This window comes from Nocardioides sp. Soil_C_8, assembly GCF_057656315.1.
Genome location: NZ_JBDGKQ010000001.1, coordinates 63,312 through 75,403, shown reverse-complemented (window position 1 = coordinate 75,403; position 12,092 = coordinate 63,312). Strand labels below are relative to the sequence as shown.

Sequence of the window (12,092 nt, the reverse complement as noted above, 5' to 3'; positions counted from 1 at the left end):
GGTGAGGGCACCATGGCTCGCACTCCCTCCGCCGCGCAGGTCCTCGGCCACGTCGTCCTGGTGACGGGCAAGGAGGAATACCTCTCCTCGCGCACCGTCGCGTCGGTGCGTGACGCCGTCCGGGCCCACGACGCGGATGCGGAGATCGCCGAGTCGGTGGCCTCCGACCTGACGCTGGCCTCGCTCGGCGAGATGTCGGCGCCGTCGCTCTTCTCCTCGATCAGGTGCGTCATCGTGCGCGGGCTGGAGGACCTGCCCGACGAGTCCGTCGACGGGCTGCTCGACTACTGCGGTGCCCCGGCGGACGACGTCGCGCTCGTGCTGGTGCACTCGGGCGGGCAGAAGGGCAGCGGCGTGCTCACCAAGCTGCGCAAGCTGTCGCCGGTGACGGAGGTGAAGTCCGAGGAGGTCAAGCCCAGCGAGATGGCCGGCTTCGTGACGTCCGAGGTCGCCTCGCACGGCGCGCGGATCGACTCCGACGCCGCCTCCTTCCTCGTGCAGGCCGTCGGCACCGACCTGCGGTCGCTCGCCGCCGCGGCCGACCAGCTGACCAACGACTTCCACGGCGAGCAGCTGACCGTCGACAAGGTGCAGCGCTACTTCGGCGGTCGTGCGGAGGCGAAGTCGTTCACCGTCGCCGACGCGGCGTTCGCCGGGCGTCGCGCCGCGGCCCTCGAGGAGCTGCGCTGGGCCCTCGACTCCGGGACCTCGCCGGTGCTGGTCACCTCGGCGATGGCGGCGTCCGCCCGCAGCCTCGCCCGCTACCTCGGCTCACCCCGGGGCGCCCGCGACGCCGACCTCGCCCGCGACCTCGGCGTGCCCCCGTGGAAGGTGCGCACGGTCCGCGACCAGTCACGCTCGTGGAGCTCCGAGGGCATCGCGGCCGCGGTCCGGGCGGTCGCCCGCGCCGACGCCGACATCAAGGGCCAGGCACACGACGCCTCCTACACCCTCGAGCGGCTCGTGCTCACCGTCGCCGGGCTGCGCGACGGTCGCTGAGCCGCTGCTGCGGCCCCGAAATGCAGAACACCCGCCACGAGGGCGGGTGTCGCAGGTGAAGGTCCGCGTCAGAGCGAGGCGGTCTTCTTGGCGATCGAGGACTTGCGGTTGGCAGCCTGGTTGGCGTGGATGACGCCCTTCGAGGCGGCCTTGTCGAGGGCCTTCATCGCGTCGCGGCCGGCGGCGACGGCAGCGTCCTTGTCGCCCGCCTCGGACAGCTCGCGGAACTTGCGGACGGCGGTCTTCAGGCGCGACTTGACGGCCTGGTTGCGCTGACGCGCCTTCTCGTTCTGCTTGTTGCGCTTGATCTGGGACTTGATGTTCGCCACGTGTGGATCCTCGGAGCTAGAACTGGTCTGGAATGGAAGTCTGGTGCTTGTCGGCTGCCTGGCAACCCCTCCCAGAATCGGCACGGGGAGGGTCGGGTGCCGGACATGCAGGGAGAAACACTACCGTCACGCTCGTGGGCGCCCAAATCGCCTGGCGCGTGGGCGATCGGCTCAGCGCCCGGTGCGTCGGGCCACGGCGCCCAGCATCCTCCTCGACTCCCGGACCCGGAAATCGTTGAGCGTCGGGAGGTTGACGTCGACCGCGACCACCGAGCGCACCGCGAGGTGCGCGCCGAACCCGGCGAGGAAGGCCGTGACCACCTCGTCGCCGGCCTCGCGCAGGGCCGGGGAGACAGCGGTGGAAGCGTCGAACCACACCTCGTCCACGCGTTCGAGCCGGGCGAGCAGCGGGTCGACCCAGGCGGGTCCGCGCCCGGCCATGCCCCAGTCGATGAAGACCAGCTCACCGCCCGGTCGCCTCAGGAGGTTGTCGACCCGGATGTCCCAGTGCGCGACGTGCGGCATGGCGCGGCCGGCGTGCTCGCGCAGGACGTCCGCCCAGCGGTGGGGGTCGTTGCGGAGCCACGTGGGGAGGGGTGCCTCGGCGGGAACGCCGGCCAGCGTCCCGAGGCAGTCGGCCCACTTGTGGAAGACGGAGGCGACGTCCACCAGGTCGACCGACGCCGGCACGTCACGCTCCTGCAGGACGGCGGAGAGCCGGTCCGTCCCCGTCAGGACGCCCTCGAGCTCGCCGGGGTGCGTGAAGTCGGGGTGGCGGCCGTCGACGTCCTCGACGAGCAGCGCGACCCACGCCCCGTCGTCGTACGACGCCAGCAGCCGCGCCCAGAGCTCGTGCTCGCCGAGGTGGCCGAGCACGCCGATCTCCCGGCGGAACAGGCCGGGGGTGTCCGGGTTGAGCTCGGACCCCACGGCCTTGACGAAGGCGCGGGTGCCGTCGGCGCACGTCAGCCGCGTCGCGCACCCAGGGGACATCCCGCCCGCCTGCTCGGCCGTCCCGACGACCGGGGAGCCGAGCTGGTCCTCGACCCAGGAGCGGACCGCCTCGGGCACGGCGTCGTAGGTGAGTCGCACGCCGACCGCGCGCGGGGCGGTCACGCCCAGCCCCGGCGCTGCGACAGCCAGTCCCAGCACACCTCGCCCTGCCAGCGCTGGTGGTCGCGGATGTGCGGCGACGTCGGCGGCACGGGCAGCTCGCACTGGGTGAAGAAGTAGCCGACGTAGAGCGCGAGGTTGATGTCGAACGCCTCCGGGTCGACGTCGCGCAGCAGCCGGCGCCCGGCGATGACGGCGTCGACGTCTATGCCCTCGCCGCGCGGCCCGATGAGGGCGGCGAACGAGTCGAACCACGCGGCGCCGCGCACCGGCCAGTTCCAGTCGCAGATGAGCGCGCGACCGTCGGGATCGATGATGGCGTTGTCGGAGCGGATATCGGTGTGGACCACGGTGTCGCCGCCGACGACCTCGGCGTAGCGCCGCGCCAGAGCCTCCGCCTCGGCCAGCCGCTCCGCGCCCAGGTCCGTACGTCGCTCGCGGAGCGCCGCCCAGCCCTCGAGGAGCGGCGCGAAGTCGTCGGCCGCCGTGTCCAGGTCGAGCCCCGGCGGGGGCGGGGTCAGCACGTCGGCGACGACCTCGAGCGAGTCGAGGAGCGCGTCGAGGTCGTCGGACTGCCACGGGCGGTGCGGCGGGCGCGCGGCGACGTACTCGATCCCGAGCACCACCCAGTCGTCGTCGAGGTGCCACAGCAGCCTCGGGGCCGGCACCTCCGCGGGCAGCGCGGCCAGCTTGCGCGCCTCCTCGCGGTAGGAGTCGGCGAACATCCGCTGCGCCTTGGTCGAGGCCGCCTTCACGAAGTGCCGCGAGCCGTCCTCGCAGACCAGCACGGAGGCGAGGCCGGGTGTGAACCCGCTCGTCTGGGAGATGGCCGAGACGACGGGGGAGCCGCACTTGCGCTCGATCCACGCGCGCAGGTTCGGCGGCAGGAAGGCCCACTCGAGCCGGCGGGCGGTCTTCCCGTGCGGCGCGGGGTAGGGGGCGATCGAGGAGGGGCGGGCCATGGGCGCATCCTCCACCACGCCGCCGGCGCCCACGACCGGATATCCGGTGGAGGCGCGAGCCGCCGACCCGGGAGACTGCTGCCATGCCCGAGCTCGTCCTCCCGACCACCACCGTCCGCGAGTCGTTCCTGGAGGCGATGGACGAGTTCGTCGCCGAGGGCGCCGAGTTCAGCCAGACCGCCGCGTGGATCGAGCACAACGCGCCCGGCTGGAAGGACCCCGACGCCTTCGCAGCCTTCGTCGAGGCGGTCCGGGCCGACGCGCTCCCCGAGACCCCGCGCCCGGAGTGGCACGTGCCGTGCACGACGCTGTGGTGGGTCGACGGGGACGACTACCTCGGTCGCATCGCCATCCGCCACGAGCTGAACGACTTCCTCCTCGACGTGGGTGGGCACATCGGGTACGACGTCCGCCCGACGCGGCGGCGCGAGGGCCACGCGACCGCGATGCTGCAGCACGCGCTGCCGTGGGCGCGCGGTCTCGGGATCGACCCGGCCCTGGTCACCTGCGACGACGACAACGTCGGCTCGGTCCGCGTCATCGAGGCCGCCGGCGGCGTGCTGGAGGACGTGCGCGGAGTGAAGCGGCGCTACTGGGTGCCGACCGCGTCCTGAGGGTCCTGCCCGGCCCCGGCGGCCGGCACGGGCGCGGCCCGGCTGCGCGTGGCCGCACCGACGCCGATCACCGCGACCACGAGCCCGACGAGCTGGGTGGGCGACAGCGTCTCGTCGAGCACCAGCCAGGCGAGCACCGCCGTCACCGGGGGGCTGAGGAAGAACAGGCTGGCCGCGGCGCCCGACCCGCCGCGCAGCACGAGCAGCGCGAGCAGCACCAGGCCGACGATCGAGTTCACGACCGCCAGGAAGAGCACCGCCACGACGGCCTGCCGGGTGTCCGTCACCGGCCAGGCGCCCTCGGTGGTCCAGCCGAGCACGAGCAGCGGCGGAGCAGACACGGCGAACTGCGCCGCGGCCGACCACAGCAGGTCGGGCTGCGCGCCGATCCAGCGCTGGCCGAGCGTCCCGAGGCTGAGCGTGAGCATGCTCAGGCAGCCGACCAGCACGGCGACCGGACCGCCCGCGTGGCCGAGGTCGGCGCCGAGGACGAGCAGCACCCCCACGACGCCGGCGGCAAAGCCGGCGACCTGGAGCGTCGAGACCCGCTCCCCGAGGATGACGGCCGCGAGCAGGGCGGTCAGGACCGGGCTGAGCGCGTGGAGCAGGGAGGCGAGCGTCGCGCCGAGCCCGAGGTCGAAGGCGACGTACATGAGGCCGAACTGGACGGCGTTCATCACGAAGCCGACGAGCGCGACCCGGCCCAGCGTCCTCCGGTCCATCCGGGTCGGCCGTCGCAGCGCGAGGGCCAGGCCGGCGGCCAGGAGGGCGGCCAGGACGAAGCGCCAGCCGAGCGCCGTGAAGGGCGCTGCTGCGTGGACGGCCGCCGGGCCGGAGATGTAGCCGGAGGACCAGACGAGCACGAACGCCGCTGCGGGGACCAGCGGCAGGCTGGTTCCGGTCCGCGACGTCACCGCTGCACGCTAGCGTCCTGTCATGGAGGCGCCGGCACCGGTCAGACGGTCCCTGCCGCGCGCCCTCCGACGTGCCTGGCTGGCGGGCGTGGTGCTCCTCACGGTCGGGGTCGCGCTGCCCGGCACGCTGCTGTCGTTCCCGGGCCTGGTCGTGCTGGCAGCGGCAGCAGGGGCGACGGCCGCACGCGACGATGCCCCGCGCGGGTGGCACGTGCTCGCGCTGGCTGTGCCCGCGGCTCCCGTCGTGGCGGGCGCCGTCGCGCTCGCCTGGCTGACCCTGCACGGCGCCGACACGCTGGTCGCCGTGCTGTTCCTGGTCTACGGCGGGCCGCTGCTGCTCGGCTTCTGGGCGGTCTTCGCGATCGCGGCCGTGGTGGAGCTCGTCCGGAGGCGTCGGCGTCGGTTCGGTGCGGCAGGACCCGCGTGGAAGAATGACCCGACCCCGCCGTCGTACTCCTGAAAGCAGTCCGTGAGCCTCAAGAACGCGCCGCAGCCTGGCTCGACCGACCCGTCGATCATCCGCAACTTCTGCATCATCGCGCACATCGACCACGGCAAGTCGACGCTGGCCGACCGGATGCTGCAGCTGACCGGGGTCGTCGACGAGCGGGCGGCGCGTGCGCAGTACCTCGACCGGATGGACATCGAGCGCGAGCGCGGCATCACCATCAAGTCGCAGGCCGTCCGGATGCCGTGGACGGTCAAGGCGGACAACGCGGCCGGTGCCGAGCCGGGCACCTACGTCCTCAACATGATCGACACCCCGGGCCACGTGGACTTCACCTACGAGGTCTCCCGCAGCCTCGAGGCGTGCGAGGCCGCCATCCTGCTCGTCGACGCCGCGCAGGGCATCGAGGCGCAGACGCTGGCCAACCTCTACCTCGCGATGGCGGCGGACCTCCACATCATCCCGGTGCTCAACAAGATCGACCTCCCGAGCGCCAACGTCGAGAAGTACGCCGCCGAGCTCGCCGGCCTGGTCGGCTGCGAGCCCGAGGAGGTGCTGCTCACCAGCGCCAAGACCGGCCTCGGCGTCGAGGCCCTCCTCGACGAGATCGTGCTCCAGACGCCTGCTCCGGTGGGCGACGCCGACAAGCCGGCCCGCGCGCTGATCTTCGACTCCGTGTACGACACCTACCGGGGCGTGGTCACCTACGTCCGGGTTGTCGACGGCAAGCTCAGCCACCGCGACCGGATCAAGATGATGTCGACCAACGCGGTCCACGAGATGCTCGAGGTCGGCGTGATCAGCCCCGAGCCCGTGAAGGCCGGGGAGATCGGCGTCGGCGAGGTCGGCTACCTGATCACGGGCGTGAAGGACGTGCGCCAGTCGCGCGTCGGCGACACGGTCACCTCCCAGCACCACGGCGCCACCGAGCCGCTCGGCGGCTACAAGCACCCCAACCCGATGGTCTACGCCGGTCTCTACCCGATCGACGGCGACGACTACCCGACGCTGCGCGACGCGCTCGAGAAGCTCCAGCTCAACGACGCGGCGCTGACCTACGAGCCGGAGACCTCCGGCGCCCTCGGCTTCGGCTTCCGCTGCGGCTTCCTCGGCCTGCTCCACATGGAGATCACCCGCGACCGGCTCGAGCGCGAGTTCAACCTCGACCTCATCTCGACCGCCCCCAACGTGGTCTACGAGGTCGTCATGGACGACGGCGCGCAGCACGAGGTGACCAACCCGAGCGAGTACCCCGACGGCAAGGTCGCCGAGGTCCGCGAGCCGGTCGTGAAGGCGACGATCCTCGCGCCGAGCGACTACATCGGCACGATCATGGAGCTCTGCCAGCTCAAGCGCGGCAACCTGCAGGGGATGGACTACCTCTCCGAGGACCGCGTCGAGATGCGCTACACGCTCCCCATGGGCGAGATCGTCTTCGACTTCTTCGACCAGCTGAAGTCGCGCACCAAGGGCTACGCCTCCCTCGACTACGAGCGCTCCGGTGACCAGGCCGCCGACCTGGTGAAGGTCGACATCCTGCTCCAGGGCGAGCCGGTCGACGCGTTCAGCGCGATCGTGCACCGCGAGGCCGCCTACTCCTACGGCGTGATGATGGCCTCGAAGCTCAAGGACCTCATCCCGCGCCAGCAGTTCGAGGTGCCGATCCAGGCGGCCATCGGAGCGCGCGTGATCGCCCGCGAGACCATCCGCGCGATCCGCAAGGACGTCCTCGCCAAGTGCTACGGCGGTGACATCAGCCGCAAGCGGAAGCTGCTCGAGAAGCAGAAGGCCGGCAAGAAGCGGATGAAGAACATCGGGTCCGTCGAGGTGCCGCCGGAGGCCTTCGTCGCCGCGCTCTCGACCACGCAGCCGGCGGAGAAGTCCGGCAAGAAGTGACGCGCGAGCTCGCGGTCGCCGACGACGGGGCCTGGCGCATCAGCCTGGTCGCCGTCGAGCGCGACGGGCCGGTCGCGGCGTCCGCCGGCCGGCACCGGGTGCTGACCGTGGTCGAGGGACCGGTGCTGGACCTGACGGTCGACGGCGACGCGCACGTCGTCGAGCCGCAGCGGCCCTTCGCCCTCCCCGGCGACGCGACCGTCGTGGCCTCGGTGCCGGAGGGTCCCGTACGGGTGCTCGACGTGGTGGTCGACCCGGCGGTCGTCTCGCCGTTCGTCACCGTGCTCGAGCTGGGCCGCTCCTCGACGCTGCCGCTCGCGGACGACCAGGCGGCCTACGTCCTCACGGGCGAGCGGTCCGGCACCCTCGTGGCGGGACCGGGCGAGGTCGGTGGCCGCGGCATGGTCGCGGTCGTCACCCTCGCGCGTCCCTGACCGGACGTCCGCCCCGACCGGAGCAGGTGGTCGGACAGAGTGTCGGGCAGAGTGTCGGGGTGGCCACCTGGCGGGACGTCGAGGACATCGCCCTCGGGCTCGACGGCGCCCGGACGGCGCTCTCGCACACCGGCGACCCGGCGATCGCCGTCGGCCGGCACCCGTTCGCCCGGCTCAGGTGGGACGACGATGGCCGCGAGCTGCTCCAGTTCTGGTCGTTCGACCTCGACTCCGAGGCCGCCCTCGCCGACCGCGCCGAGACGTTCGTCCGGGTGGACATCTTCACGGTCAAGGCGTCGGTCTGGGCGCGTCTCGACCTGCTCGACCGGGCTGAGCTGACGGAGATCCTCACCGACTCGTGGAAGGCCCGACGGGGTGTGCGCCGGTAGGTCAGGACGTGGGCGTCCAGCGCGGGTCGCGGCCCAGCCTGGCCAGGAGGCGGTCGGTGGCCGATGCGTCGTCGGGCACCTCGACCGCTGCGGCGCACACGCCCTCGGAGTGGAGCGCGTCGCCCCACCCGTCGGCGGTGGCGTGGAGCTCAGCGGCCTCCTCGTCGGTGACGGACCACTCCTGCCCGGTCGCGCGGGCGACGTCGGAGCCGTGCACCACGAGGTCCCAGCCGTAGAAGTCGGCCGCCGTCGCGGCGATCGTGGTACGCCCGAAGTAGCCGTCGTACTCCCGCCCCGCCACACCGTCGGCCTCGAGCACCGAGGTGACGTGCGCTCGCTGCGCCTGCCACGCGGCCTCCGGGTCGGCGAGGTCCGGCTGCGGGCCGGCGTCGAGGCCATGTTGTTCGAGGAAGGCCCGCTGGGTCTCCAGCACGTGGCCGACGACGTCGCGGGCGCTCCAGCCCTCGCACGGCGAGGGGACGTCCCAGCCGGCCCCGGTGGTCTCGACCGCGTCCAGCACCCGGGTGAACCGGTCGGCGCGCTGCCGGAAGAGGGAGAGGTAGTGGTCGGTGCCGGGAGTCGTCGTCTGCGTCATGCGACCACTCTCGTCGCCGCGCTGTCGGTGGTGATTGTGATAATCCGACACATGACCAGCCGGACCGGGTCAGGCGGCCCACACCCGGTGGACCCGATCGACCGGGCTCACCTCACGGGCGTGAGCCGGCCGTCGCCCCCGATCCACCGCTACGCCCCCAGCGAGCACCTCACCGACCTGGTCGACCGCTACTGGATCCCCGTGTGGTCGCTCGACGAGCCGTCGACCCAGTCCACGCTCCAGCACCCGGTCTGCCTGGTGGTCGTCAGCGACACCTACGCCCGGTTCTACGGCGTGAGCCGCGGCCGCTCGAGCGTGACGCTGGAGGGCGACGGGTGGGCGGTCGGCACGATGCTCAGCCCGGCCGCCGGCCGGCTGGTGCTCGGGCGTTCGGTCGCGGAGGTGACCGACACCTGGGTCGAGCTGGACGACCTGCCCGGTGGCCGGGGGGCTCTCGTGGAGGACGTCCGAGCCGCGATGGCGACCGACCCCCACGATCCGCATGCCCACCTCGCCGCGATCGGCCACGTCGAGTCGTGGCTGGCGACGCACCTGCCCGTCGATGCGTCCGGCCTGCTGGTCAACCGGCTGGTCGCGTGGCTGGGCGGCCACCCGGAGGTCACCCGGGTCGACGAGCTGGCCCGCGAGGCGGGCCTGTCCGAGCGCAGCCTCCAGCGGCTGGTCGAGCAGCGCATCGGGCTGAGCCCGAAGTGGCTGCTCCAGCGGCGCCGCCTGCACGACGCGGTCGAGGCTCTCAAGGCGGGGCGCGGGACGCTCGCGGAGGTCGCCGCCGACCTGGGCTACGCCGACCAGGCCCACTTCACCCACGACTTCCGCACCGTCACCGGCATGACGCCGGGGGAGTACCTCAGGGACCAGCCGGTCAGGTCGCCTCGCGGGTGAGCGTCACCCCGGTGACCGTGATCCCGAGCACCGACTCGAGGGCGGCGACGGGCTCGTCGAGCTCCGCCTTGAGGGGCCGCCGCGTCCGGGCGAACCAGGTGACCTCGAGCGGTCGGCGCCTCGCCGTCCCGGCGGCTCTCCAGAAGCCGGTGATCCGCCCGTCGACGAGCAGCGGCGGGAGCAGCATCCCGTTGGACTCGTTCCACAGCCGCCGGTGGTGCTCGGGCGTCACGAACCGGTCGCGGGCCTTCGAGTCGTAGCCGCACAGCAGGGCGTCGAACTCCGGGAGCAGCCGCACCCCGGGGAGGTCCCGCGGAGGCGGGGCGTCCGGCAGGTCGACGTACGTCCTGCCGTCGGGGCCGTCGTGCTCGACCACGTCCAGGCCGGAGAGCCCCTCCTCGACGGCCCTGAGCGGCACCCCGGACCACCACGCGACGTCCTGCCGCGACGCGGGTCCGTGAGCGCGCAGGTGCAGGCGTACGACGTCGGCGAGCGTGGCCGGTCCGGTGCGGTCGAACGTGCCGTAGACCGGCTTGCCCTGCCCCTCCCAGCGATCGCCCGACGCCGGCCGGCGGACCAGGGCCCCGTGGGCGAAGCCCAGGTAGCGGCCCGGGCCGGCGGCGGCAGCCTCGAGCGAGGCCGGCGCGTGGCGGCCCAGCCAGTCGTCGACGTGGGCACGGAGCTCCTCGGGGGTGCGCCACTGCCGGGCACAGGCCTCGACGGAGGCCCACAGGTCGGCGAGCTGGCCGTCGGTGAGGCCCAGCAGCCGGGCCCACCGCGGGTGCTGCCCGACGCGGGTGGCCTCGGCGAGCACCGTGTAGGCCTCGGGGCTGGCGGTGTGGACGGTGCCGCGGATCGTGCTGCCGCGCACGATCTCGCCGGCGTCGTAAGCCGCCGTGATCTCCGCATGGGTGGTGCCGGGGAACCGCGCACCGAGCCCGAGGAAGGCCGACCGCGCGGTCTGGGTCTGCATGTCGCCGATCGCGTGCACCCGCTTCGCGACCGTGCCCGGGTCGTCGGGGAACTGCCGGGACAGCGCGGCGCCGGCGAGGTCGTCCCAGCCCAGCGCCACGGGTCAGCCCCGCATCGGGCCGCCGGTGCGGCCGTAGGACTCCGCGACGACCTCGGCCACGACCGAGAGCGCGATCTCGCCGGGCCCCTTGCCGCCCAGGTCGTGGCCCGCCGGCACGTGCAGGGTGGACACGTCCACGCCCTCGGCGACGAGCTCGTCGAGGAGCCCGGCGGCACGAGCCCGGCTCGCCATCATCGCGACGTAGGACGCGTCCGAGGCCAGTGCGGTGCGCAGCACGGCGGGCGCGTCGGGAGCGTCGTGGTCGCACAGGACCACGGCGTCACCCGGCTGCGGGTCGAGGCCGGGTCCGCCGTCGTCGGCCGACTCGACCAGCACGGTGCGCCCAGCCGTCGACGCGATCGCCGCGATCGACCGCGCGATCGGGTTGTCGCTGAGGACCAGGATCCGGCCGTGCCGCACGACGTCGTCCGACCACGGCTGCTGCCGCGGCTCGCTGCGCTCGCTCATGCGCGCCACCCTAGGCTCGCCGCATGCCCGTCGCCATCCCTCCTGACCTGCTCGCCCAGCGGGAGCTGGGCGACGACTGGGGAGGCTGGCTCGACCGGCTCCCGCGGCTCGCGGCCGACCTGCTCGACGACTGGCGGCTGGAGCCGACCGGCGACTCGTTGCACGGCTTCTGCTCACTGGTGCTGCCGGTCGTCGACGCCGACGGCACGGCAGGTGCGCTGAAGGTCGGCTTCGACGGCGACGACGAGTCGCTCCACGAGGGCCTCGCGCTGCAGCACTGGGGCGGCAGGGGCGCCGTACGCCTCCAGCGGGCCGACCCGCGCCGGCGCGCGCTGCTGCTGGATTGGCTGCCCGGACCGGACCTCGGCGACTCGTGGGACGTCGAGGCGTGCGAGGTGGTCGCCGGGCTCTACGGCCGGCTCCACATCCCGGCCATGCCGCAGCTGGCCACCGTCTCGTCGTACGTCGAGCGCTGGTTGCACGACCTCGGCGGGCTGGGGCGTGACCTGCCGGTCCCGCGCCGCTACGTCGAGCAGGCGCTCTCGCTCGGGCCGGACCTGCTCGCCGACGACACGTTGTCGGTCGTCGTGCACGGCGACCTGCACTACGCCAACGTGATGGCCGACGACACGGGGGAGTGGCTCGCCATCGACCCCAAGCCCATGGCCGGCGACCCGCACTACGAACCGGCGCCCATGCTCTGGAACCGGATGGACGAGCTGAGCGGCCCGGGCGCGGTCGGCTCGGTGCGTGACGGGCTGCGCCGCCGCTTCCACGCGCTGGTCGACGTGGCCGGCCTCGACGAGGCGCGCGCCCGGGGCTGGGTGGTCGTGCGGATGGTGCTCAACGCAGGGTGGGCCGTGCAGGACGCCCGGCGCGCCGGTCGGCGCCTGACGGCCGAGGAGCAGGCGTGGATCACGCGCTGCATCGCCGTCACGAAGGCCGTGCAGGACTGA

Annotated in this window: 15 protein-coding genes; 8 read left to right on the top strand and 7 right to left on the bottom strand. The window is 73.2% G+C overall.

Annotation, left to right across the window (positions count from 1 at the left end; translation table 11 throughout):
* Nucleotides 1-12 precede the first annotated feature (12 nt).
* Entirely contained in the window at nucleotides 13-999 is a 987-nt protein-coding gene (gene holA / locus AC3A3L_RS00395) for a DNA polymerase III subunit delta (protein WP_487638054.1), read from the top strand.
* 68 nt (nucleotides 1,000-1,067) lie between these two features.
* Here the strand turns inward: holA and rpsT are convergent, their stop codons facing one another.
* The 3 genes from rpsT to AC3A3L_RS00380 all read right to left on the bottom strand — a co-directional run bounded on the left by rpsT (nucleotide 1,068) and on the right by AC3A3L_RS00380 (nucleotide 3,403).
* Nucleotides 1,068-1,328, bottom strand: coding sequence for a 30S ribosomal protein S20 (gene rpsT / locus AC3A3L_RS00390; protein ID WP_268110589.1), 261 nt, complete (start codon nucleotides 1,326-1,328; stop codon nucleotides 1,068-1,070).
* Between the two features lie 171 nt (nucleotides 1,329-1,499).
* On the bottom strand, nucleotides 1,500-2,444 hold the full coding sequence (locus AC3A3L_RS00385) for an aminoglycoside phosphotransferase/kinase family protein (RefSeq protein WP_487638053.1): 945 nt from the start codon (nucleotides 2,442-2,444) through the stop codon (nucleotides 1,500-1,502).
* Nucleotides 2,441-3,403: a phosphotransferase family protein gene (locus AC3A3L_RS00380; protein WP_487638052.1), complete on the bottom strand. Its 963-nt coding sequence runs from the start codon at nucleotides 3,401-3,403 to the stop codon at nucleotides 2,441-2,443. Before AC3A3L_RS00380 ends, AC3A3L_RS00385 begins: the two co-directional genes overlap by 4 nt.
* 83 nt (nucleotides 3,404-3,486) lie before the next feature.
* Here AC3A3L_RS00380 and AC3A3L_RS00375 point away from each other — a divergent pair, with 83 nt between their 5' ends.
* Nucleotides 3,487-4,017, top strand: coding sequence for a GNAT family N-acetyltransferase (locus AC3A3L_RS00375; protein WP_487638051.1), 531 nt, complete (start codon nucleotides 3,487-3,489; stop codon nucleotides 4,015-4,017).
* Here AC3A3L_RS00375 and AC3A3L_RS00370 read toward each other — a convergent pair.
* The gene (locus AC3A3L_RS00370) at nucleotides 3,993-4,931 is read right to left on the bottom strand and encodes a DMT family transporter (RefSeq protein ID WP_487638050.1); all 939 of its coding nucleotides are present in this window, start codon (nucleotides 4,929-4,931) and stop codon (nucleotides 3,993-3,995) included. The genes AC3A3L_RS00375 and AC3A3L_RS00370 overlap by 25 nt on opposite strands.
* Before the next feature lie 22 nt (nucleotides 4,932-4,953).
* Between AC3A3L_RS00370 and AC3A3L_RS00365 the strand changes: the two genes are divergently transcribed.
* Genes AC3A3L_RS00365 through AC3A3L_RS00350 form a run of 4 tightly spaced genes read left to right on the top strand, consistent with a single transcriptional unit; the run spans nucleotide 4,954 to nucleotide 8,098 of the window.
* Nucleotides 4,954-5,391 (top strand): hypothetical protein, encoded by a 438-nt coding sequence (locus AC3A3L_RS00365; RefSeq protein WP_487638049.1) that lies wholly within the window; start codon nucleotides 4,954-4,956, stop codon nucleotides 5,389-5,391.
* A gap of 9 nt (nucleotides 5,392-5,400) precedes the next feature.
* Entirely contained in the window at nucleotides 5,401-7,275 is a 1,875-nt protein-coding gene (gene lepA / locus AC3A3L_RS00360; RefSeq protein ID WP_487638048.1) for a translation elongation factor 4, read from the top strand.
* Complete coding sequence (locus AC3A3L_RS00355; RefSeq protein ID WP_487638047.1) at nucleotides 7,272-7,709, top strand: HutD family protein; 438 nt, start codon at nucleotides 7,272-7,274, stop codon at nucleotides 7,707-7,709. The genes lepA and AC3A3L_RS00355 overlap by 4 nt, the downstream gene beginning before the upstream one ends.
* 59 nt (nucleotides 7,710-7,768) lie before the next feature.
* Entirely contained in the window at nucleotides 7,769-8,098 is a 330-nt protein-coding gene (locus tag AC3A3L_RS00350; RefSeq protein ID WP_487638046.1) for a hypothetical protein, read from the top strand.
* A gap of 1 nt (nucleotide 8,099) precedes the next feature.
* Here AC3A3L_RS00350 and AC3A3L_RS00345 read toward each other — a convergent pair whose 3' ends face one another.
* Entirely contained in the window at nucleotides 8,100-8,693 is a 594-nt protein-coding gene (locus AC3A3L_RS00345; RefSeq protein WP_487638045.1) for a TIGR03086 family metal-binding protein, read from the bottom strand.
* Nucleotides 8,694-8,744: 51 nt separating this feature from the next.
* Between AC3A3L_RS00345 and AC3A3L_RS00340 the strand changes: the two genes are divergently transcribed.
* On the top strand, nucleotides 8,745-9,596 hold the full coding sequence (locus tag AC3A3L_RS00340; protein ID WP_487638044.1) for a helix-turn-helix domain-containing protein: 852 nt from the start codon (nucleotides 8,745-8,747) through the stop codon (nucleotides 9,594-9,596).
* On the opposite strand, the gene AC3A3L_RS00335 is transcribed toward AC3A3L_RS00340, so the two are convergent.
* The gene (locus tag AC3A3L_RS00335; RefSeq protein ID WP_487638043.1) at nucleotides 9,577-10,668 is read right to left on the bottom strand and encodes a winged helix DNA-binding domain-containing protein; all 1,092 of its coding nucleotides are present in this window, start codon (nucleotides 10,666-10,668) and stop codon (nucleotides 9,577-9,579) included. The genes AC3A3L_RS00340 and AC3A3L_RS00335 overlap by 20 nt on opposite strands.
* A 3-nt stretch (nucleotides 10,669-10,671) precedes the next feature.
* Nucleotides 10,672-11,136 carry an XdhC family protein gene (locus AC3A3L_RS00330; protein ID WP_487638042.1) on the bottom strand — a complete coding sequence of 155 codons (465 nt, stop codon included), beginning with the start codon at nucleotides 11,134-11,136 and terminating at the stop codon, nucleotides 10,672-10,674.
* Nucleotides 11,137-11,159: 23 nt separating this feature from the next.
* On the opposite strand from AC3A3L_RS00330, the gene AC3A3L_RS00325 reads away from it, so the two are divergent.
* The gene (locus AC3A3L_RS00325) at nucleotides 11,160-12,092 is read left to right on the top strand and encodes an aminoglycoside phosphotransferase family protein (RefSeq protein WP_487638041.1); all 933 of its coding nucleotides are present in this window, start codon (nucleotides 11,160-11,162) and stop codon (nucleotides 12,090-12,092) included.

What these genes read in the sequence shown, in the direction of transcription:
- AC3A3L_RS00380 (WP_487638052.1), bottom strand. Translation starts at nt 3,403, where the DNA reads ATGGCCCGCCCCTCCTCGATCGCCCCCTACCCCGCGCCGCACGGGAAG.
- AC3A3L_RS00375 (WP_487638051.1), top strand. Translation starts at nt 3,487, where the DNA reads ATGCCCGAGCTCGTCCTCCCGACCACCACCGTCCGCGAGTCGTTCCTG.
- AC3A3L_RS00345 (WP_487638045.1), bottom strand. Translation starts at nt 8,693, where the DNA reads ATGACGCAGACGACGACTCCCGGCACCGACCACTACCTCTCCCTCTTC.
- AC3A3L_RS00325 (WP_487638041.1), top strand. Translation starts at nt 11,160, where the DNA reads ATGCCCGTCGCCATCCCTCCTGACCTGCTCGCCCAGCGGGAGCTGGGC.
- AC3A3L_RS00340 (WP_487638044.1), top strand. Translation starts at nt 8,745, where the DNA reads ATGACCAGCCGGACCGGGTCAGGCGGCCCACACCCGGTGGACCCGATC.
- AC3A3L_RS00365 (WP_487638049.1), top strand. Translation starts at nt 4,954, where the DNA reads ATGGAGGCGCCGGCACCGGTCAGACGGTCCCTGCCGCGCGCCCTCCGA.
- holA (WP_487638054.1), top strand. Translation starts at nt 13, where the DNA reads ATGGCTCGCACTCCCTCCGCCGCGCAGGTCCTCGGCCACGTCGTCCTG.
- AC3A3L_RS00330 (WP_487638042.1), bottom strand. Translation starts at nt 11,136, where the DNA reads ATGAGCGAGCGCAGCGAGCCGCGGCAGCAGCCGTGGTCGGACGACGTC.